At 69.6% G+C, this 20,304-nt stretch carries 20 protein-coding genes and 1 pseudogene; 10 read left to right on the top strand and 11 right to left on the bottom strand.

Annotated elements, in window-relative coordinates; all coding sequences use genetic code 11:
• From KIK09_RS22465 to KIK09_RS22455, 3 genes are read right to left on the bottom strand one after another with little or no spacing between them, the layout of a single operon-like run.
• On the bottom strand, positions 1–867 hold the full coding sequence (locus KIK09_RS22465) for a carbohydrate ABC transporter permease (RefSeq protein ID WP_214321236.1): 867 nt from the start codon (positions 865–867) through the stop codon (positions 1–3).
• A complete protein-coding gene (locus tag KIK09_RS22460) occupies positions 864–1,784 on the bottom strand; it encodes a carbohydrate ABC transporter permease (protein WP_214321235.1) in 921 nt (306 codons plus the stop codon). The genes KIK09_RS22465 and KIK09_RS22460 overlap by 4 nt, the downstream gene beginning before the upstream one ends.
• A complete protein-coding gene (locus tag KIK09_RS22455; RefSeq protein ID WP_214321234.1) occupies positions 1,781–3,097 on the bottom strand; it encodes a sugar ABC transporter substrate-binding protein in 1,317 nt (438 codons plus the stop codon). The genes KIK09_RS22460 and KIK09_RS22455 overlap by 4 nt, the downstream gene beginning before the upstream one ends.
• Before the next feature lie 155 nt (positions 3,098–3,252).
• Between KIK09_RS22455 and KIK09_RS22450 the strand changes: the two genes are divergently transcribed.
• The 3 genes from KIK09_RS22450 (at position 3,253) to KIK09_RS22440 (ending at position 6,519) form a co-directional block, all read left to right on the top strand.
• Entirely contained in the window at positions 3,253–4,233 is a 981-nt protein-coding gene (locus KIK09_RS22450) for a hydroxyacid dehydrogenase (protein WP_214321233.1), read from the top strand.
• Positions 4,234–4,238: 5 nt separating this feature from the next.
• Positions 4,239–5,051, top strand: coding sequence for a helix-turn-helix domain-containing protein (locus KIK09_RS22445; RefSeq protein ID WP_250573678.1), 813 nt, complete (start codon positions 4,239–4,241; stop codon positions 5,049–5,051).
• A 67-nt stretch (positions 5,052–5,118) separates the two neighbouring features.
• Positions 5,119–6,519 carry a polysaccharide lyase 6 family protein gene (locus KIK09_RS22440; RefSeq protein ID WP_214321231.1) on the top strand — a complete coding sequence of 467 codons (1,401 nt, stop codon included), beginning with the start codon at positions 5,119–5,121 and terminating at the stop codon, positions 6,517–6,519.
• Positions 6,520–6,648: 129 nt separating this feature from the next.
• On the opposite strand, the gene KIK09_RS22435 is transcribed toward KIK09_RS22440, so the two are convergent.
• Positions 6,649–7,254: a hypothetical protein gene (locus tag KIK09_RS22435; RefSeq protein WP_214321230.1), complete on the bottom strand. Its 606-nt coding sequence runs from the start codon at positions 7,252–7,254 to the stop codon at positions 6,649–6,651.
• Between the two features lie 124 nt (positions 7,255–7,378).
• Positions 7,379–8,251 carry a winged helix-turn-helix transcriptional regulator gene (locus KIK09_RS22430; protein ID WP_214321229.1) on the bottom strand — a complete coding sequence of 291 codons (873 nt, stop codon included), beginning with the start codon at positions 8,249–8,251 and terminating at the stop codon, positions 7,379–7,381.
• Positions 8,252–8,305: 54 nt separating this feature from the next.
• Between KIK09_RS22430 and KIK09_RS22425 the strand changes: the two genes are divergently transcribed.
• Positions 8,306–9,574, top strand: coding sequence for an MFS transporter (locus tag KIK09_RS22425; protein WP_214321228.1), 1,269 nt, complete (start codon positions 8,306–8,308; stop codon positions 9,572–9,574).
• Between the two features lie 125 nt (positions 9,575–9,699).
• On the opposite strand, the gene KIK09_RS22420 is transcribed toward KIK09_RS22425, so the two are convergent.
• On the bottom strand, positions 9,700–10,503 hold the full coding sequence (locus tag KIK09_RS22420; RefSeq protein WP_214321227.1) for an alpha/beta fold hydrolase: 804 nt from the start codon (positions 10,501–10,503) through the stop codon (positions 9,700–9,702).
• 55 nt (positions 10,504–10,558) lie between these two features.
• Between KIK09_RS22420 and KIK09_RS22415 the strand changes: the two genes are divergently transcribed.
• The gene (locus KIK09_RS22415) at positions 10,559–11,236 is read left to right on the top strand and encodes a TetR/AcrR family transcriptional regulator C-terminal domain-containing protein (protein WP_214321226.1); all 678 of its coding nucleotides are present in this window, start codon (positions 10,559–10,561) and stop codon (positions 11,234–11,236) included.
• A gap of 37 nt (positions 11,237–11,273) precedes the next feature.
• Here KIK09_RS22415 and KIK09_RS22410 read toward each other — a convergent pair whose 3' ends face one another.
• The 5 genes and pseudogenes from KIK09_RS22410 to KIK09_RS22395 all read right to left on the bottom strand — a co-directional run bounded on the left by KIK09_RS22410 (position 11,274) and on the right by KIK09_RS22395 (position 13,950).
• Positions 11,274–11,528, bottom strand: a complete 255-nt coding sequence (locus tag KIK09_RS22410; protein WP_214321225.1) for a hypothetical protein — start codon at positions 11,526–11,528, stop codon at positions 11,274–11,276.
• A gap of 100 nt (positions 11,529–11,628) precedes the next feature.
• A complete protein-coding gene (locus tag KIK09_RS57915; protein WP_250573548.1) occupies positions 11,629–11,775 on the bottom strand; it encodes a hypothetical protein in 147 nt (48 codons plus the stop codon).
• 130 nt (positions 11,776–11,905) lie between these two features.
• A pseudogene (locus KIK09_RS60625) lies at positions 11,906–11,965 on the bottom strand (hypothetical protein); the annotation flags it as partial.
• A gap of 40 nt (positions 11,966–12,005) precedes the next feature.
• Positions 12,006–13,571 (bottom strand): multicopper oxidase family protein, encoded by a 1,566-nt coding sequence (locus KIK09_RS22400; protein WP_214321224.1) that lies wholly within the window; start codon positions 13,569–13,571, stop codon positions 12,006–12,008.
• Positions 13,564–13,950 (bottom strand): hypothetical protein, encoded by a 387-nt coding sequence (locus KIK09_RS22395; RefSeq protein WP_214321223.1) that lies wholly within the window; start codon positions 13,948–13,950, stop codon positions 13,564–13,566. The genes KIK09_RS22400 and KIK09_RS22395 overlap by 8 nt, the downstream gene beginning before the upstream one ends.
• 71 nt (positions 13,951–14,021) lie before the next feature.
• On the opposite strand from KIK09_RS22395, the gene KIK09_RS22390 reads away from it, so the two are divergent.
• From KIK09_RS22390 to KIK09_RS22370, 5 genes are all read left to right on the top strand, one after another.
• A complete protein-coding gene (locus tag KIK09_RS22390; RefSeq protein ID WP_250573547.1) occupies positions 14,022–14,921 on the top strand; it encodes a LysR family transcriptional regulator in 900 nt (299 codons plus the stop codon).
• 135 nt (positions 14,922–15,056) lie between these two features.
• Positions 15,057–16,424 (top strand): serine hydrolase, encoded by a 1,368-nt coding sequence (locus tag KIK09_RS22385; protein ID WP_214321222.1) that lies wholly within the window; start codon positions 15,057–15,059, stop codon positions 16,422–16,424.
• A gap of 99 nt (positions 16,425–16,523) precedes the next feature.
• The gene (locus KIK09_RS22380) at positions 16,524–18,539 is read left to right on the top strand and encodes a dipeptide ABC transporter ATP-binding protein (protein WP_214321221.1); all 2,016 of its coding nucleotides are present in this window, start codon (positions 16,524–16,526) and stop codon (positions 18,537–18,539) included.
• Positions 18,536–19,486 carry an ABC transporter permease gene (locus KIK09_RS22375; protein WP_214321220.1) on the top strand — a complete coding sequence of 317 codons (951 nt, stop codon included), beginning with the start codon at positions 18,536–18,538 and terminating at the stop codon, positions 19,484–19,486. The genes KIK09_RS22380 and KIK09_RS22375 overlap by 4 nt, the downstream gene beginning before the upstream one ends.
• Entirely contained in the window at positions 19,483–20,295 is an 813-nt protein-coding gene (locus tag KIK09_RS22370; protein WP_214321219.1) for an ABC transporter permease, read from the top strand. Before KIK09_RS22375 ends, KIK09_RS22370 begins: the two co-directional genes overlap by 4 nt.
• Positions 20,296–20,304: the final 9 nt, after the last annotated feature.

Here is a 20,304-nt window from a genome sequence, read left to right as displayed (position 1 = left end):
TCATCCCTTCAGGGCGCCCGACGACAGGCCATGCACGAAAGAACGCTGGAAGAACAGGAAAACGATCACCGACGGCAGCAGCGCCAGCAACGAGGCCGCCATCACCACCCCCGGCGTCACGATCGGGTCGATCCGCAGCGTGCGCAGCGCCAGCGGCAGCGTGTACGTCGAGGAGTCGCCGGCCACCAGCATCGGCAGCAGGTACTGGTCCCAGATCATGGTGAACCCGAACACCCCGATGACGCCCAGCGCCGGACGGCACATCGGCAGGATGATCTGGGCGAAGATCCGCAGTTCCCCCGCCCCGTCGATCCGCGCCGCCTCCTCCAACTCGCGTGGCACGTCCCGCATGAACTCCGTCATGACCAGGATGGAGAACGCCCACGCGCCCACCGGCACGATGATCCCGGCCAGCGTGCCGATCAGGTTGATGTGCAGCACCGGCAGGTCCGACAGGATCAGCGACAGCGGAATCGCCAGGATCTCCTCCGGCAGCATGAGCGTGGCCAGGATCGCCACGAACACGATCGTCATGAACGGGAAGCGCTTGCGGGCCAGCGCGTAGGAGGCCAGCGTCGAGACCACCACCTGCAGCAGCAGCCCGAACCCGACCACGAAGAAGGAGTTCAGCAGGTACTTCAGCACCCCGTGGTCAACCGCGACCGCGAAGTTGTCCAGCGTCGGGCGCGAGGGCACGACGCTGAGCTGGGTCGGGTCGGAGACGTGGTTGAACGCGCTGACGAGCAGCGCCAGCAGCGGCCCGGCGAACACCACCAGGACCAGCGCGTAGACGACGAGTTTGAGCAGCCGCGCCGACGGCGTCCTGCTCTCCTTGAGCCCGAGTGCGGTCTCGCTGGCCGCGCTCATTCCCTCTCCCTCCGCCTCAGCACGGACACGACGACGGTCAGCAGCAGCGTGGCCAGGAACAGCAGCACCGCCCCCGCGGAGGCCACGCCCAGCCGGTTCTGCTCCAGCCCCAGCTTGGTGATCAGGGTCATGACGACCTCGGTCGAACCGTTCGGCCCGCCGTTCGTCAGCAGGTAGACCTCGGTGAAGACGCGCAGGCCACGAATGGCCGCCAGGATGAACAGGATCGAGAACACCGAGCGCAGCCCCGGCAGCGTCACGTGCAGCAGCCGCCGCCACCGCGACGCGCCGTCGACGATCGCCGCCTCGTACAGGTCCCTGTTGACCCCCGCCAGCCCGGCCAGGAAGATCATCATGTCGTACGGCGCGCCCCGCCAGATCCCGGTGGCGATGACCGAGGCCATCGAGGTGTGCGGGTCGTTGATGAACCCGGAGGGCCCGAGCCCGACCAGGCCGAGCAGCGAGTTCAGCATGCCGTCGCCGGTCGGGTGGTACATGATCCGCCACAGCTCGGCGATGACCGCCATCGGCACCACGACCGGCAGGAACGCCGCCGAGCGGATGAAGCTCAGCCTGCGGCTCTGCCCCTCCATCAGCAGCGCGAGCACCAGCCCGAGCAGCATCGAGCCGGCCGTCTGGAAGACCGCGAGCAGCACGGTGTGCCAGGCGGCCTGCTGGAAGCCGTCGGAGGTGACGACCTTGACGTAGTTGTCCCCGCCCACCCACTGGTTGCCGAGGAAGGGCTGCACGTTCTGGAACGACATCACCAGGGCGTTGCCCATGGGGATGAACTTGAAGTACAGGAACAGCACCAGCGCGGGGGCCAGGAACAGCCACGGCACCCACCAGCGCCCGAGCCGGCCGCTCGCGCGCTCCTGCGTCGCGAGAGCGGCCGGTTCCACCTCCACCGCCGTCATGACGCGGCGACGCCCTGCTCGGCCAGGATCCCGGCGAGTTTGGTGTCCAGCTTCTGCAGCTCGCCCTTCAGGTCCAGGCCGCAGTCGGCGACCACGGCGTTGACGGTGTCGGCGGTGGCCTGCCGGATGGGTGTCCAGTTGGGGACCGACGGCGGGTAGTGGCCCGAGCTCTGGTAGACGTCGGCGTAGGTCTTCCAGCGCGGGTCGGGGCGCACCTGGCTGATGTCGACGGTCTTGTTGACCGGCAGCTGCACGATGTACGCGGTGTCGCCCTCCATGCCGATCTTCTGGCCCTCGGCCGAGATCGCGAAGGAGGCGAAGGCGTCCTGGCCGGCGTTGTTGGGCGAGCCCGCCATCAGGTAGATCGCGCCGCCCTCGGCGAGCACGTCGGCGTTCTTGGCGCCCTTGGGCATGGGCACGACCTCGTACTTGTCCTTGCCGAGCGACTTGTCGTAGCGGGGCATCAGGTAGGGGCCGACGACGTACATGCCGGTCTTGTTCGCCTCGAACGTCTCGTTGGTCGGCGGGGTGTCCATGGTGACGGCGCCCGGCTGGATCACCTTGTCCTTGCAGGCCAGGTCGCGGAACCACTGCGTGGTCGCGACCGACTCTGGGGTGGACATGGCGGGCTTGAACTTGCCACCGCCGGCGTCGGCGACGAAGTCACCGCCGCCCGCCCACAGGAAGTTGGAGAAGTACCAGGAGGCGTAGCCGCGCTTGGTCGACAGCGGCGCGGCCAGGCCGTAGGTGTCGTTCTGGCCGTTGCCGTCGGGGTCCTTCTCGGTGAACGCCTTGGCCATCGCCACCAGGTCCGCCCAGCTCTGCGGCGGCTTCAACCCCAGCTTCTCCCGCCAGTCCTTGCGGATCAGCAGCGCCGTGGCCTGGGCGGAGTACGGCACGCCGTACTGCTTGCCGTCCACGCCCTTGCCGGAGGCGAGCGCGCGCTCGGACAGGTCCTTGGCCCCGGCGAGCTTGGTGAGGTCGATCTCCCTGAGCAAACCCTGGCTGTGCATCGTGCCCAGCTGGGCGACGTCGTTCATGACGATGTCGGGCAGGTCCTTCTGGGCCGCCCGCTGCTGCATCTTCGTCTCGAAGTCGTCGAAGATCGCGGTCACCTTGACCTTGTAGCCGGTCGCCTTCTCGAACGCGGCGGCCAGCTTGAGCGTGCCCTGCTCGCCGGGCCCGCCCGGCGTGGTCCTGGTCCAGAGCTCGAGCGTGGCCTTGGCGTCCTGCTCGACGTTCGTCCCGGCTGGGCCTGACGAACATGCTGTGAGCACCACCAGGCACGCCAGTATTGTGGAGGCTGTTCGCATATGTGGACGGCTCCCTCTACTTGGCAAGCGATTTCCCGGACGGTAGCGGTGGTCACGTTCTCCGGTCAATGCTCCGATGACTAAACCATCACCGATAAATCCGTTCCGTTGTGCGACATCATTACCCGCCAAACATCCGATGAAATGAGGAACAGTTGATCAAAGCACTGCTGGTGATGGAGGAGCGCAGGCGGGCCGACGTCTACCCCGCGCACGTTCTGGAAAGGCTGGCTGACCTGGTCGAATGGCAGGCTCCCGCGATGACGCGCGAGCAGCTGGCCGCCGATCCCCGCGTGCTGTCGGAGGTGGAGATCCTGCTGTCCGGCTGGGGCGCGCCGGTGCTCGACGCCGGGCTGCTCGGTCACGCTCCGCGCCTGCGCGCGGTGCTGGTGGCGGCGGGCTCGGTGCACCCGCTGACCACGCCGGACTTCTGGGCGCGGGGCATCCCGATCGTCTCGGCCGCCTCGGCCAACGCGATCCCGGTGGCGGAGTTCACGCTGGCCCAGATCCTTCTGGCGCTCAAGCAGTTCCACCGGATCTCCCGCGAGATCAAGGAGCTGGGCCGCTACCCGGACGAGGTGCACGTCGCCGGGGCCTACCGGTCGCGGGTGGGGCTGCTCGGCCTGGGCGAGATCGGCCGTCGGGTCGCCTCCCAGCTGCGTGCCTTCGACCTGGAGGTGGTCGCCTACGACCCGCACGCCCCCGCCAGGCTGGGCATCCCGCTCCTCCCGCTGGCCGAGCTGTTCGAGACCTGCGAGGTCGTCAGCGTGCACGCCCCGCTGCTGCCGGAGACCACGGGCCTGGTCGACGGCCCGCTGGTGGCGCGGCTGAGCGCGGGCGCGACGCTGATCAACACCGCCCGCGGCGCCGTCCTCGACGAGCCGTCAGTGGTCGAGGTCCTGCGCGGGCGGCCCGACCTCACCGCGGTCCTCGACGTCACCTGGCCCGAGCCGCCGGAGCCGGGATCTCCGCTGTACGGCCTGCCCAACGCGGTCCTGACCCCGCACCTGGCCGGGGCGATGGGCGCCGAACGCGGCAGGATGGGTGAGCTGGTGCTGGCTGAGGTCGCCCACCTGGCCGCGGGCGAACCGCTGCGGCACGCGGTGGATCCCGCGCTGGCGAGCCTGCGGGCGTGAGGGCGATGGACCCGGCGCTCAGGGAGCATCTGCGGCGGCTCGACCTCGACCTGCTCATGGCCGGGCACGCCGATCCCGTCCCCGCCGGCTGGGGGCGGGAGGCGCGGACCGACGGCTACAACCGGATCTACCTCATCCTCGACGGGGTGGGCTCGATCACCCTGGACCGAGTGGAGTACCTGCCGCGGACCGGCCAGCTCTACTTCCTGCCCGCCGGGTCCGCGCTGGCCTTCTCCAGCTCGAAGGAGCGCCCGCTGCGCAAGTACTGGGCGAACTTCACCGCCACCGTGGGCGGGCGCGAGCTGGCCTCGCTGGTCGCGCTCCCCCGGGTGGTGGAGGTGGAGGATCCGCCGGCCGTACGGGAGATGTTCATCAGGCTGCTGGCGGCGGGCAAGGGCGCGACGCAGGTGACAGGGCCGCTGCGGCAGCGGGCGGTGCTCATGGAGCTGACGGCCTACCTGGTGGACCACGCGCCGCTGGGCTCGTTGCGGCCGCTCAGCCAGGGGCCCGGGCGGATCCTGGAGTACATCGACGCGCACCTGGCCGAGGTGCTGACGGTCGGGCGGCTGGCGGAGGTCTTCCACTACAACCCGACCTACTTCATCACCTACTTCGCCCAGCTCTTCGGGGTCTCCCCCAACCAGTACATCCGGCAGCTGCGGGTCGAACGGGTCAAGCAGGCGCTGATCCACACCGAGCAGAGGATCGAGGAGATCGCCGGGGCGGTGGGCTGGGAGGCCGCCTACCTGTCACGGGTCTTCCGCCAGGTGACCTCGCTGACGCCCACGCAGTACCGGGCCTTGCACCGGGCCTCCTGAGGATCGTCCTAGGAGTGCCCGAGTTTTGCCCATGCCCAAGGGAATGCGCTTTCCCTACGTTGCCGGTATGAACCGATTGGCAGCCCTTGTCGCGGCGGCGTTCCTGTTACTGCCCGCCGCGCCCGCCCTGGCCTCGGCGGGCGGGGAACGGCTCGTCTCGAACCAGGCCGAGCTGAACGCGGCGATCGGGACGGCAGGCACCATCGTCATGGCCGACGGCACCTGGCAGGACACCGTCATCGACCTGCGCGCCCCAGGACCCCTCAAGCTCAGGGCGCAGACGCCCGGCAAGGTGCTGCTCACCGGCAGGTCGGCGCTGTCGCTCAACAGTCCCGACCTGACCGTGAGCGGCCTGACCTTCACCTCCGGCCAGGCGCCCGACGGCGCGGTCTCGGTCATCTCCTTCAACAGCGAACGCGGCAGGGTCACCGACACCGCCGTGGTCGACTTCAACCCCGCCGACCCGGCCACGCCGTACTACTGGGTCTACTTCAAGGGCGGGCACAACCGGCTCGACCACAGCCTGCTCAAGGGCAAGGCCCACCAGGAGCCGCTGGTCGGCAACGACCGGGGCCCGGCGGCCACCTACAACCGGGTCGACCACACCCGCTTCGCCGATGTCCCCAACCTCGGCCGCAACGGCATGGAGGCACTGCGCATCTGGGGCTACGGCCAGTGGGCGGAGGAGGGCGCCCAGGAGGGCGCGTACTTCACCATCGACAACAACCTCTTCGAGCACGTCGACGGCGACGACGAGATCATCTCGCTGAAGTCGAACCACAACACGGTCCGCAACAACACCATCAGGCAGTCCAGCGGCGGCCTGGTGCTGCGCTACGGCAACTACAACACGGTGGAGAGCAACGCCATCATCGGCGACCGCTACCCGGCAAGCGAGGGCATCCGCGTCAGCGGCGACCACCACGTGGTGCGCGGCAACTACGTGCAGGGCGTCTCCGGCTACGGGCTCAAGGTCACCAGCGGAGAGCACCTGTTCGACGAGAACCACAAGCTCGACTACCTGACGCCGGACTTCGTCCCGCAGCCGAACCCGCTCACGCCCTACGGCTACCTGTTCCACTACGGGCAGGTGACCGACAGCGCGTTCACCGGCAACGTGTTCGCCGACAACGCCAAGAGCGACATCCACATCGGCTGGTTCTACAAGAACCACTGGCCCGGCTACCAGATGGTGCTGCTGCCCGAGCGCAACACCTTCACCGGCAACCTCAGCTACAAGCCCAAGGGCGGTGTGGCCGTGACCACCTCGGTGCAGGACACGACGCCGCCGCTGGCGAAGTTCTCCTTCCAACCGAACACCTTCCGTGGGAACGTCGTCTACGGCGGGACGCTCGACGTCAACCCGCCCAACAGCACCAAGGGCATCGTGGTGGTCCCCTCCCGCGACCGGACCCCGCCCGCCCCGCCGCAGACGGAGGAGACCGGGCCGTCCTGGCAGGCCGGCTAGTACTGCTTGACGCTGTAGTCGTAGCGGCACGGGAGCGGGCGCTCGGCCCGCACCCGTTCCCTACCGGTGGGCCGGCCGCGCATGAGCCTGCAGTACCGCGCCGGGCTCGGCCTCGAGGTCACGGATCGCTCAGGAGATGCGAGTCGCCTTCTCCGCCGTCCTGCGGAACTTCGTGCCGTCCCACGCGTAGGTCTGGCTGACGACCAGATCCGGACAGCAGTTGGGGGCTCGGTCGCTGACCACCTTGCCCTGCAGCTGCACGCGTCCGCCGCGGATCGCGACCTTCAGGGACTTGAAGTAGCGGTTCTTGCCGAGCTTCCCGAGCAGGTGGAGGTTCGAGGGCTTGGAGGCTCCGTCGTAGACGAAGGCGATCAAGGGATTGCTCGACGTCGGGCTCGGGCACGACGACACGACGACGGTCTCACGCCGTCCGTCACGGGTGAGGTCGCCGATGGCGGCGACGCGGGCGCGCACCACATACCAGGATGCATTCGGTCCTGGTTTGGGGCACTTCAGCGCAGGCTCCACCACAGACGCCCAATCAACCGGGTCCAGCCTGTTGGCAGCCTGCGCGATGGCGGCGCCGGCCTGTCCCGCCGCACCATCCACGGTGGCCGCGTGGGCGACGCCTCCGCCCAGAACCGTCGTCAGGGAGGCGGCCAGAGCGGCGGCGCTCGCCCAGGCTCCGCGTCGGTGGGCGCTCTGGCGGCTGGTGTGCTCGATAGGTGAGTTCATAATCACTCAGACGCGCCGAACCGTGGAGATGTTGTGCATGGCCTTTGCGCGCTCCTGAGAGAGATCGGCATCCCAGTGGCCGCAGCTCCGTGAAATGCATCTCGTAGGCGACGGTGAAGAGCAGTCATTGACTGCGCACGAGGGCGAGCATCTCATCCACTGAACCGGCCGGATCGCTGATCGGAAACTGCACCGCCCGGATGATCGCGTCGGGGTCGACCAACAGGGTGAGGCGTTTGAAGCGGTCGACGCCGGCCGCCCGGAAGGTCGGCAGCAGCAGCCCAGCGGCGAGTCTGCTGTCCTGGTCGGACAGGAGGGGATAAGGCAACTTCGCGTGCGTGACGAAGGCGTCCAACTGGTCGGGTCGCTGGGTGCTCACGCCTCGGATCGTGGCACCTGCCGCCTCGAAGGCGGCACACCGTGAGGCGTAGGTGAGAGCCTCCAAGGTGCAACCCTTCGTGCCCGGGATGTCGGCCCAACCGGGCGGGTAGCCCTGGGTGCCCGGGGCGAAGGCACCGGGGAAGAAGTAGAGCACAGTCCAGACGCCCGGCGCGTTGGGCGCGGCCGGCTCGCCGTCATGTCGTTCAAGCACGACATCCGGCATTTTCCGGTTGACCAGCTCGTGCACGCGACGGCTCTCGGCAGACCCGTCCTCGCTGGTCGCGGTCAGCGCCCCATCGCCCATCACATGTCTGGCGCCCCAATCCTGCAGGGCGATGAGCGTCGGCAGCAGGCCTTCACCCTTCGTGGTCAGCACGTAGTCGTAGCGCGGCGGGCGATCGGAATAGCGCCTCCTCTCGAGCACCCCGTGTTCGACGAGGTGGGCCAGGCGTTCGGCCAGAGCTCGACGGCTGACGCCGAGCTCACGCTGAAGGCTGTCGAAGCGGGTGGTGCCGCCCGCGATGTCCCGCACTACCAGGAACGTCCACCAGTCGCCGACCACGCCGAGCGCTTGCGCGATACCGCAGTCGGAGTCGGGCAGGTCGGCGCGCTTCACGTACCCCAGTATAGTGCGTTCCATTCTGGAACTTACCTAAGGAGAGGCGCTGGGATGGGAATCGACAGTGGAGGTGGGGCGGGCGTCTTCTGGCGGTGGTGGACGGCCGGCACGACCAGCGCGGTCGGCTCGGCGGTAGGCGCAGTGGCGCTGCCGCTGACGGCCTTGACGGTGCTCGACGCCTCCGCGTTCGAGATGGGCATGATCGCCGCCGCCGGTTACGTCGCCTGGATCGTGATAGGCCTGCCCGCCGGGGTGGTGGTGCAGCGATTCCCCATGCGAAGGCTTCAGGTCGCCGCCGACCTGGCCCGCGCGGCGGCGACCATCTCCATCCCGCTGGTCTGGTGGCTGGGCAGGCTGACGGTCGCCCAGCTGGTGATCGTGGCTCTCGTGATCAGCTTCGCGGACGTCATCTTCGATGTCGCCAACTCGACCTTCCTGCCGTCGATCGTGAGCAAGGAGCAGCTGCAGTCCCGTAACAGCCTGACGTCCGGCACCCACGCCACTACTCAGCTCGGTGGGCCGTCGGTTGGCGGTCTCATCGTCCAGGTGCTCGGGGCGGTGCCCACCCTCCTCGTCGACGCGGCCAGTTACCTTGTCTCAGCCCTGCTGCTGCGGACCCTGCCCGAACGCCGCCCAGAGGCCCCCGACCGCTGGCCACCGATGCGCGCGATGATCCGCGAAGGCTGGCGTTTCGTCGTGCACCACCCGGTCATGGGTCCGTGTATGTGGGCCGCTACCGCGGCGAACACGGTCTGCGGGGCACAGCACGCGCTCTACGCGCTGTATCTCGTACGCGAGCTGCACGCCGAGCCCGGTCTCGTCGGCCTGCTGCTGGCGGCGGACGGCGTCGGCACGCTGATCGGCGCGGCTTTGACCAACCACGTCACGGCCAGGCTCGGCACCGCCCGCGCCCTGATCGTCGCCGGCTTCGTCGCGGTCGCCGGGGCGCTCGTCGTTCCCCTCGGCACCGGCTGGCAGGGCTTCGCGGCCTTCGCCGCCGGCAACGTGGTGTTCGCCGCCGGCGTCGTGATGCTCAGCGTGGTGACCCGCACCTACCGGCAGATCGCCAGCCCGCCCGACCTGCTGCCACGGGTGATGGCCACGGTCCGCTTCGTCTCCTGGGGCGCGATCCCGATCGGCGGGTTGATCGCCGGAGTGATCGCCGGGGTGCTCAGCGGCCGGGTCACCCTGATGATCTTTGTCGTCGCGGCCGTCTGCATACCCTTGGTCCTGCTGGCCTCACCGATCCGGCACCTGCGCGACCTCACCGACTTTCAGCAGAGCGACGAATCCACCGGCTCGTCGGCAGTTCGCCACTGAAGCCCAAGCGGACACGTCCAACCCGTGAAGCCGCCACCTTTCTGGACAGTGCGGGACTCGGCGTGCTGGTGGACGCGCGCAGCGCCGTCCGGTGGGTGGGGCGGTCGCCATCCAGAACAGGCGCTTTAGGTGATCACTTTGGTTGCGAGGGTGTCGATGATCTGGGCTACCTCGCGGGGGTGTTTCATGTCGGCGCTGTGGTCGCGGTTGGGCATGATGACGCGTTCGGCGTGTGGCATCACGTCGTTGATGGCGTTCAGTACGGCGGTGTTTCGTGGTGGGCTGCGGTCGCCGGCCAGGAGCACGGTGGGCACGGGGAACCGGGCGTAGGTTTCGAGGCGGTTGCCGAGTTCGTCCATGGCTTGGAGGTCGTTGATCTGGCACGGCACCAGCCTGCGGTAGCGCGGGACGAGTGCGGCGATCATGCCGGCCGTCCAGGCCTGCCATTCCGGGTAGCCGGTGGCCTCACGGGTGAAGACGGCCAGCGCCTTGCCGGGTTTGCCCGCCGCGATGGCGGCCCGTGCCCTGGTGATGACCTGGCCGTCCGCGCCCGCCCATGGCGTGGTGACCACCGCCGCGGGCTCGAAGATCACCGCGCCGGCGAAGGAGGAGGGCGAGGCGGCCATGGCCTCCAAGGCGACCACCCCACCGGAGGAGTGACCGTAGACGACGACCGGGAGGCCCGCGTGGCGGGCGAGCGCGAGGACGTCGGCGGCCTCCTGGGCGACCGAGCACGGCACATCGAGGTCCAGCCGGTACTGGCGGCGATGCAGACGCAGGACACGGAACCGCTCGGCCAGGATCGCGCCGAGTCTCCTGGTCCGGGTCCCGTCATCGAGTCCCGGGCCGACGATCAGGATGGCCGCCGGTCCGTGCCCCTCGTCGTAGGCGCGGATGTCGGTGCCGTCCGCCGAGGTCAATGTGATCACGACACCCCTTCCTTAGCACCGCTAAGTTTGACTTAGCGATGCTAAGGTGTCAACGATGCGCGCGAGCAAACGACCCGGCCTGACCCGGCACCTCCTGATCGACACGGCGTTGCGGCTACTGGACGAGGTGGGGCTGGAGGGGCTGACGGTCCGGAGGCTCGCCGCCGAGCTGGGCGTCCAGTCCCCCGCGCTGTACTGGCACATCCGCACCAAGCAGGAACTGCTCGACGGGATGGCCGACCGGATCGTCCAGGACGCCGGGATGGGCCCGCCCCGCCAGGGCGAGCCCTGGCAGGACTGGCTCGCCCGCCGGGCCCGCGCCTATCGCGCCTCGCTGCTCGGCCACCGCGACGGCGCGCGCATCGTGGCGAGCGCCACCCATCTGGAGCCGGCCACGATCCGGCTGTTCGACGAGGAACTGGCCGCGATGACCGGGCACGGCTTCACCCCGGTCCTAGCGCTGCGCACGATCACGGCGGTGACCCAGTACGTCAACGGCTTCGTCCTGCAGGAACAGGCCGAGCACCCGCAGCCTGCCCCCGGGACCGCCGCGGACCGGGTCGCCGCGCTCGAGGAACTGCTCGGCGAGGACGCCCCCGGCACCCTGATCGCGGCCTACCGCGAACAGGGCGGCGCGATCGGCGAGCAGGCCTTCGAGCACGGCCTGCGCGCCCTCATCGACGGAACCGCCGCGGCTCTCACTCGCGAAACAGGCGAAGGATCACCTGGTTAGGCCATCCCCAGGAGCGGTTACGGCAAGCCGGTGAGACTCAGTACTTGAGCCACAGCTGCCAGGGGAAATAGGGGTTACCCGAGGTGTAGTCGCAGTCCCAGTCGACCGCGTTGTGCAGGTAGTGAACGTCCGCGTAACCGTCGGTGTCGCATTCGGACTTGGTCGGGTGGATGGTGCTCTTGTGCCACCACGACTGGCCCTGGGGAGGCAGGTCCTCGTCGGCGTGCGCGGGGCCGGCCAGGAAGGCGGCGGTGAGCAGGGTGGCGAGCACCACGGTCATCCTCTTGATCATGCTGTCCCCTCGTGTCGTTCCTGTGGCCGCGGTTTCGCGGCCGTCACGGGGACGGTAGAGGTGAGGCGTGCGCGATCCGGTGGAGAAGATCGCGCGGTCGTCATCGTTGCGGTGCGTCCTTGCGGCCGAAGGCGCCTGGGCCCGCGTGGAAGAGGCCGATGAGCAGGACGCTCACGCCGATGGCGGCGGGCAGCCCGTTGCCGGCGACGAGGCCGCCGAGAAAGCCGAGGACGATCGTCTGCCACATCGCGAGGGGTCCTTATCGTCGGCCGAGTTGATGGCTGAGCATGGGAAGCAGCACCGCGTCCACGAGCGTGTGCAGGAACGGGTCGTCGAGCGGTTCCCGCGTACCGCCTTTTCGCCGTGGCCACCAGGTCGGCCTTGCCCGGCCATCGTCGATAGATCGTGGCCTTGCCGGCGCGGGCACGCTCCGCGATGGTCTCGAAGTGTTCGCATGCGTTTCGATTTTCCTGAAGGTCAGGTGACTTCGAGGTTGGCCATCATTCCCATGTCCTCGTGTTCGGCGTTGTGGCAGTGGAAGAGGTAGCGGCCGCGGTAGCCGTCGAAGCGGGTGATGATCTCCACCGCTTCGCCCGGCCGCAGGGACACGGTGTCCTTGAGGCCCGCATCTTGGGGCAGCGGCGGCCTGCCGTTGCGCGAGAGCACCCGGAAGCCGACCAGATGCAGGTGGACGGGGTGGTGGACGTCGGCGACCAGCCGCCACACCTCGACCTCGCCGAGACGGACGGTGACGTCGGAGCGGGCGGGGTCGTACGGCAGCCCGCCGATCACCCATCCATGACCCCCGTGCATGTGCCCGGCACGGAAGGAGAACTCGCGCACCCTGACGGCGTCCGAGCGGCGCCAGGTGGGCAGATCGTTCGACAGCGTGGGCGGGATGCGGCTGTCGTCGGTGGCCTTGCGCGCGACCCGGAAGGCCATCACGTCGCGGGTGCGCCCGGAGCCCAGCCGGTTGAGGATCCTGACGCGCCCGCCGACCGGGACGCCGGAGAAGTCGATGATCACGTCGTAGCGTTCGGCCGGCGCGATCGGCAGGAGCCGGTGGGCGACCGGCGCCGCGAGCAGTCCCTGGTCGGCGCCGACCTGGACGAGGTCGAGCCGCCGTCCGTCGTCGCTGACCGCTTCGAGCTCGTAGTGCCGGGCGTTGGAGGCGTTCAGGATGCGCAGCCGGTACCGGGCCGCGTCGACCTCGTGCACGGGCCACGGGGCGCCGTTGACGAGGATCACGTCTCCGAGGACTCCGCCGACATAGGGTTCGCGAACGCCCGGCCGTACGCGCAGGGTGGGGTCGAGGGCCGGGTAGGCGAGGCTGCCGTCGGCGGCGAACGCGCGGTCGGCGATCATGAGGGGCAGCTCGCGCCGTCCCGCGGGCAGGCCGAGCGAGTCCTCGGCGTCGTCGCGCACGATCTGCAGCCCGGCCAGGCCCCGCCAGATCGCGGGGGCGGTGAAGTCCATCCGGTGGTCGTGGTACCACAGCAGCGACGACCGCTGGTCGAGCGGGAACGTGTAGTCCCGCGTCAGCCTGGTCGGCACCGCCCGTGGATCGCGCATGCCGTGAGCGGCGGCGTCCTGCCAGCCCTCGGGCAGGACGAGGTCGGTCGGATAGCCGTCGGAAGCCGCCGGAGTCCGTCCGCCGTGCAGGTGCACGACCGTCGGCACGGGCAGGGCGTTGCGATGCGTCACGGTGATCGGCCGGCCGCGGCGCGACTCGATCGTCGGCCCGGGGAAGGTGCCCTCGTACGTCCACATCGGCGTCTTGATGCCGGGCAGGATCTCCACGGTCGCCTCGCGCTGGGTGATCTCGTAGCGGTCGGCACCGACCGGCGCCAGCACGGAGGGGATCGGCAGCGGCACCTGGAAGGCGGGCGGCAGCGGCACGGCACTGAGCACTTCCGCTCCGGTGTACGGCGGGCGGCGCGACAACGCGGCCGAGGTCAGCAACCCGGCGGCGGCCATCAGGCTGAGCCCCCCGCCGGCGCCCAGCACCTGCCGCCTGGTCACGCCACGGGCACGCTCAGCCATTGCCCGCCTCCCGTCGCCGCCACACGGCGAGGAAGAGCACGACGAGCACGACGATGGTCAGCACTCCCAGCGGGACGTGCAGCCACAGCGCGCCGTCCAGCCCGGCGAAGTACTGCACCGTCTCGGCCGCCACCAGAACCGCCGTGGCGAGGAACGGCCAGACCTGACGCAGCCGGATCCAGACCGCGATCGCCGCGATCACCTGCAGGTAGCCGATGGAGGTGACGACATCGGCGCCGACCGCGTGCCAGCGCAGGCCGTCGTAGTCACCACTCAGGTACACGCCGGCGAACACGGGCTGACCGAAGATCGCGACCACGTGCGCGCTGACGACGGCGCGCAGTAGCCACCCGGTCAGTCGTCCTCGTTTTGAGCTCACCCGTCGACTTTATGACTCTAGAGTTATCCTGTCTAAGATTAATATTGCTATACAGTTATGTCGTTGGAGGCATGACCGTCATGGATCTGAACACGCTCAGGCAGTTCCTCGTGGTGGCCCGGCTGGAACACCTCAGCCACGCGGCCGACGAACTCCACGTCGCCCAGCCGTCGCTGAGCCGTACCATCGCCCGGTTGGAGAGCGAGCTCGGCACGCCGTTGTTCGATCGGGCCGGCCGGCTCCGGCTGAACGACGCGGGGAAACTCTTCCGCGGCTATGTCGAACGCTCCCTCGGTGAGCTCGAGGCAGGGCGGCGCGCCGTCGCCGAGGCCGTCGGCGAGGGGTTCGGCACCGTGCGACTGGCGTCGGAGACCTTCCTCACGGTCGCCGGACCGCTCATGGCGTTCAAGCGCGCCCATCCCCACGTCGAGGTCGAGCTTCACCAGATGCCTGCCGAGGAGATGGCCCGCCGCCTGCGAGCCCAGGACATCGACCTCTGCGTCGCCTCGCAGCCGGTCCCCGCCGAGGGATTGGAAGCGGTTCAACTGCTCGACGAGGCGGTGTGGCTGGTCACGCCAGTGGACCACCCGCTGGCGGGCCGTACCTCTGTGAGTGTCGACGAACTCGCCGACCTGCCCTTCGTCACCACCCGCAAGGGGCACTGGCAACGCCGCCTGCTCGATCGGCTCTTCGCGGGAAGGGACCTCTCCCCGAGGATCGTCTGCGAAGGTGACGAGCCCGGCGCCATGGCGTACCTGATCAGCGCGGGACTCGGCGTCGGTCTCATCCCCGACATGGCCCGGCGCGGCGCCACCGGCGCGCCCGGCGCCTGGGTCGCCGTCGACAGCCCCGACTGCCGTCGCACGCTCACCCTGCTGTGGGGCACCGACAACCATCTCTCGGCCGCCGCCCGCCTGATGCGCACCACGATCACCGGCTGGAACTGGATCACCGGTGAACCACGGGAGTAGGCGCGGCTCGCTTGACCGGTCAGGCCAGGGCTTGGCCGACCCCACGAAACGGCCTCCCGGTCGTCGTGGGAGCGGACGAACCTGACCTTTCCCGGCGCGCCTAGGCTCGCGCGGATGGAGCCAGGAGGGGTTGCTGTGTCGAAGCTGGATGAGATCTGTACGTGGCTGCGGCACAGGCTGCCGGACCTGCTCGCCGAGAACCAGGTGCCCGGAGCGGCGGTCGCGATCTGCGCCGGTGACCGGATGGTCGAAGCCGCGGCCGGAACGCTGAACACGGCCACGGGCGTCGAGGCCACGGTCGACTCCCTCTTCCAGATCGGCTCGATCACCAAGGTGCTGACCGCGACGCTGGCCATGCAGCTGGTCGACGAGGGGAAACTGGATCTCGACGCTCCGGTGCGGACCTACCTGCCCGAGTTCCGTATCGCCGACGAGCGGGCCGCCGAGCGGATCACCGTACGGCAGCTGATGTGTCACGTCGCGGGGTTCGAGGGGGACATCTTCACCGACACGGGCAAGGGCGACGACTGCCTCGAGAAGTACGTGGACCTCCTGCACGAGGTGCCGCAGCTGTTCGAGCCCGGCAAGCTGTTCTCCTACAACAACGCCGGCTACTGCGTGCTCGGCAGGATCGTCGAGGTCGTACGGGGGAAACCGTTCGACGACTGCATGCGGACGCACCTGTTCACGCCCCTGGGACTGACCCACGCCGCGAACGATCCGTACGAGGCGATCCTCCACCGCACGGCGGTGGGGCACGTCGAGCATTCGCCGACCCGTGTGTGGGCGCTGGCGCGCTCGAACGCGCCGGCCGGGTCGATGCTGGCGATGCGCCCTCGCGACCTGCTGATCTTCACCCGGATGCACCTGGCAGGCGGCCTGGGCCCCGACGGCGGCCCCGTGCTGAGCCCGGCGAGCGTCGCGGCCATGCGGCGACCGCAGGTCAGGCAGCCCGACATCGACCAGGGCACGGCCTGGGGCCTGGGGTGGGAGCTCTTCGACCTGCCCGGCGGCACGGTCTTCGGCCACGACGGCAACACCATCGGCCAGTCGGCGTTCCTGCGCGCGGTGCCGGAGCGCGACGTGGCGGTGGCGATCGTCACCAACGGCGGCTTTCCGCGGCAGGTCTACACCGAGATCGCGGGCCGCGTGCTCCGCGAGCTCGGCGGCGTCGAGCTGCCCGGGCAGCCCATGCCCGATCCGGCCGCGCCCCCGCTGGACGCGTCCCGGTATGTCGGCACCTACATGTCGAGCACGTCTGAGACGACGGTGACCCGGGACGAGCAGGGACGGCTGTGGTTGGATCGCGTCCCCATCGGGATCACCGCCGAGCTGGACGAGGCGCCGTACCGGACGGAGCTGGTCGCCTGGCGCGGCGACACCGTGCTCCCGGTCGAGCCCGAGCGCGGCGTCCGGGCGCCGCTGGCGTTCCTCGGTGACGACGGCGAGGGACACGCGCTGTACCTGCACACCGGCCGAGCCGACAGGCGCGTGTCGCCGTGAGCGACGCGGCGATCACTTTGTCCGGCAGGACGGACGCGGGCGTGAAGGTTCGATGAGGGCGACGAACACCACCAGGTGATTGCGCCCCACTATCTTCCAATGGCTTTGGAGAGCGCTGCCGCGAGCACGGCCGAGGATCACGATCGTGTGCTGACGATCCGCGATCTGTCGGTCGAGATCCGGCGCGGCGAAAGGGTCGTCCGCCCCGTGTCGGACGTCAACCTGGTGCTGAACCGTGGCGAGACCCTCGGGATCGTCGGTGAGACCGGGTCGGGCAAGTCCATGACCGGTCTCGCGGTCATGGGCATGCTGCCGGCCGGCGGCCGGGTGACCGGCGGATCGATCGACCTGGACGGCAAGGAGCTCGTCGGGCTCCCCGCGGCGCAGTACCGGGCCATTCGCGGCAACGACGTCGCGATGGTGTTCCAGGACTCGATGACGGCGTTGAACCCGACCCGGCGGATCGGTGAGCAGGTCGCCGAGCCGGTGCGGCTGCACCACGGCGCGTCGAGGCGAGCCGCGCGCGGGCGCGCGGAGGAGATGCTCGCCCTGGTCGGGCTACCGCGGCCGGCCGAGCGGCTGGACGACTATCCGCACCAGCTCTCGGGCGGCATGCGGCAGCGCGTGATGATCGCGATGGCGCTGGTGTGCGAGCCGCGGGTCGTCATCGCCGACGAGCCGACCACGGCGCTCGATGTCACGATCCAGGCGGAGATTCTCGACCTCCTCGACGACCTCAGGTCCCGGCTGGGCATGTCGATGATCCTCATCACGCATGACATGGGGGTGATCGCCCGGCATGCCGACCGTGTCGGGGTGATGTACGGCGGGCGGGTCGCCGAAACCGGGCCGACGCCGGTGCTCTTCAGCCGGACGCGGCACCGCTACACGCACGCGCTGCTGTCCTCGATCCCCTCGCTCACCCATGACCGGCGCGAGGAGCTCTTCAGCATCCCCGGCGCGCCGCCGGACCTGACCGTGGCCCAGGCCGGCTGCCCCTTCGCGCCGCGCTGCGACGCCGCGACGGATCGGTGCCGCGAGGAGCGGCCGACGCTGCTGAACGAAGAAGGCCACGCCCATGCCTGCCTGCACCCGGTGGACGGCCCTGCGACCAGGGAACGTTCGCGGTTCGTCACCCCGCAGGCGATCCTCCCCGAGTCAGGGCAGGAGCCGCGGTTGCGCGTCGTCGACCTCAGGCGCGAGCACCCGATCGGCGGGCGCCGCACCGTGAAGGCGGTGTCCGGCGTCAGCTTCGAGGTGGCGGCCGGCGAGACGTTCGGGCTGGTCGGAGAGTCGGGCTGCGGCAAGTCCTCGCTGGGCAGGATGCTCGTCGCCCTGGACCGGCCCGACGCCGGCGAGGTGATCTTCGAGGGCGAGCGGGTCACCAGGACCAGGAGCTCGCTCCAGATGATGTTCCAGGACTCCAACGCCTCCCTCGACCCGCGCATGCGCATCGCGACGATCCTGCGTGAACCCCTGGCGATCCAGGGCGCCGGCAGTCGCGCCCAGCGCACCGCTCGCGCCCGCGAGCTGCTGCACGACGTGGGCCTGCCCGCGAGCGTCATGGAACGCTACCCCTACGAGCTGTCCGGAGGGCAGCGGCAGCGGGTGGGCCTGGCCCGCGCGCTCGCCCTGGACCCGACGGTGCTGGTCGCCGACGAGCCGGTCAGCGCGCTCGACGTCTCCATCCGCTCCCAGGTCCTCAACCTGATGCGCCGCATCCAGCTCGAGCGCGGGCTCAGCAGCGTGGTGATCTCGCACGACCTCGCGGTCGTGCGCTACCTCGCCGACCGGGTCGGCGTCATGTACTTGGGCAAGCTCGTCGAGACCGGCACCGCCGAAGAGGTGTACGGCACGGCCGCGCATCCCTACACCGCGGGGCTGCTCGCGGCGATCCCGGACGCGGACCCGGAAGTGCGGCGCCCTGAGGCGAGCGCGAGGGTGCGCGGCGAGCTGCCGAGCCCCGTCAACCCGCCCAGCGGCTGCCGGTTCCGCACCCGGTGCGCGCTGGCGACCGACCTGTGCGCCGCGCAGGAGCCCCCCTTGACGCAGGTCACCGGCACACACCAGGTCGCCTGCCATCACCCCTTGCAAGCAGTAGGGACACGCTCATGACGTGGTACGTGGTCCGACGGCTGGCGATCTCGTTCCTCGTCCTGCTCGGGATCTCCGCGGTCGTCTTCTTCCTCCTGCACCTCGTGTCGGACAGCCCGGGGCGCATCGTGCTGGGGCAGCGCGCCTCGCCCGAGGCGGTGGCGGACTTCAACCGGGTACACGGGTTCGACCGCCCGGTCGTCGTGCAGTACGTCGGCTACCTCGGCCGGCTCGTGCACGCGGATCTGGGAAGGTCCTACAAGCTGAACGAGGACGTAGGGACCCTGCTGCTGCAGAACGCCGGCCGGAGCGCGATGCTCTCGCTGGCCGGTCTGGTCCTGGCGCTGATGGTCGCCGTGCCGCTCGGCATCCTGCAGGCGGTCAGGCGCAACAGCTTCGTCGACCGGGTCACCACGGCGGTGGCGTACGTGCTCTACGCGACGCCGTCGTTCCTGCTCGGGCTGATACTGATCGCCGTCTTCAGCCAGTCGCTGTCCATCTTCCCCGCCGAGGCGTCCCAGTCGCACTCCCCCTGGGTGGTCTTCACCGATCCGCGGGCCATGGCGCTTCCCGTCATCACGCTCGCGGCCACCAGCGTCGCGGTCTTCTCCCAGTACCAGCGCTCGGCCGCGCTGGACCAGCTCGGTCAGGACTACATCAGGGTCGCGCGGGCCAAGGGGCTGCCTGAGCGGCTGATCCTGGTACGCCACCTGCTGCGCAACGCCTGCCTGCCGCTGATCACGCTGGTCGGCACGCTCATCCCCACGCTCCTGGCGGGCAACCTGATCGTCGAGTCCCTCTTCAACTACCCCGGTCTGGGCCTGCTGTTCCTCAACAGCCTGCAACGCGAGGACTATCCGGTGCTGCTGGCCTACACCCTCATCGGCGGCGTCCTGACCGTGGCCGGCAACTTCATCGCCGACCTCGTGGTCGCGGCCGCCGACCGCCGAATCGAGCTGAGCAAATGACCTCGAAGAACCCGCTCGCCCTCACCGGCGGGCTGCTCCTGCTGCTCCTGGTCGGATTCTGCTTCCTCGGCCCGCTGATCTACCACACCAACCAGACCGACGTGGACCTGGTCAACGCGGCCCTGCCCCCCGGCGCCGGACACCCGCTCGGGACGGACACCAACGGGTTCGACGTGCTCGGACGGCTGATGGCGGGCGGCCAGGTGTCCCTGCAGATCGGGCTGCTCGCCGCGCTCTTCGCGACCACGATCGGCACCCTCTACGGCGCCGTCGCCGGACTCGCCGGAGGGGTGGTCGACGGGTTCCTGATGCGGCTGGTCGACGTCATGCTGTCGGTGCCGTTCCTGTTCTTCGTGCTGATCCTGTCGGCCCGGTTCCACGCGAACGCCCTGTCGTTGAGTCTCGTCATCGGTGCCTTCTCCTGGCTCGTCTCGGCCCGGCTGGTCCGCGGCGAGGTCCTGACGCTGCGGGTACGGGAGTTCGTGCTGGCCGCACGGGTGATGGGGGCATCCCGCAGGCGGCTCATCCTCACCCATCTGATCCCGAACGCGCTCGGCGTGATCATCGTCAACATCACCTTCCAGGTCGCCGACGCGGTCCTCGTCGTCGCAGCCCTGGGATTCCTGGGCTTCGGCCTGACGTACCCCACCGCGGACTGGGGCAGCCAGCTCGCCAGCGGCGTCACCTACATCTCCGCCGACTACTGGTGGCTGATCTACCCCGTCGGCGGCTGCATCGTCCTCACGGTGCTGGCTCTCAACCTGCTCGCGGACGCGCTGCGCGACGCGGTCGGACGACGGGCCGACTGAAACACCCCC

The sequence above is a fragment of the Nonomuraea sediminis genome, assembly GCF_018531495.1.
Taxonomy (GTDB): Bacteria; Actinomycetota; Actinomycetes; order Streptosporangiales; family Streptosporangiaceae; genus Nonomuraea; species Nonomuraea sediminis.
The sequence above is the reverse complement of the archived record's forward strand: the minus strand, read 5'-3'. Positions and strand labels throughout refer to the sequence as shown.